Annotated in this window: 1 pseudogene; it reads left to right on the forward strand. The window is 66.5% G+C overall.

The annotated features are described in order from the left end of the window. A pseudogene (locus ON29_RS08545) lies at positions 1-439 on the forward strand (glycine--tRNA ligase); the annotation flags it as partial.

Below are 439 nucleotides of genomic sequence, written 5' to 3' on the forward strand. Positions count from 1 at the left end.
TACTTCGTCAAGCCGGGCGAGGACGTGGAGTGGCACAAGTACTGGATCGAGACGCGGTTCTCCTGGTACACCGACCTCGGCATCGCCGCGGAGAACCTGCGGCTGTTCGAGCACCCGAAGGACAAGCTCTCGCACTACTCGGCGGGCACCACCGACATCGAGTACCGCTTCGGCTTCCAGGGCAACGAGTGGGGTGAGCTGGAGGGCATCGCCAACCGCACCGACTTCGACCTCAAGACGCACTCGGAGCACTCCGGAACCGAGCTGAGCTTCTTCGACCAGACCACCAACGAGCGCTACGTCCCGTACGTCATCGAGCCCGCGGCGGGCCTCACCCGCTCGCTGATGGCGTTCCTGGTCGACGCCTACGCCGAGGACGAGGCGCCCAACGCCAAGGGCGGCGTGGACACCCGCACGGTACTGCGCCTGGATCGCCGCC

Origin of the sequence: Nocardia exalbida NBRC 100660 (genome assembly GCF_000308575.1) — a bacterium.
GTDB lineage: Bacteria > Actinomycetota > Actinomycetes > Mycobacteriales > Mycobacteriaceae > Nocardia > Nocardia exalbida.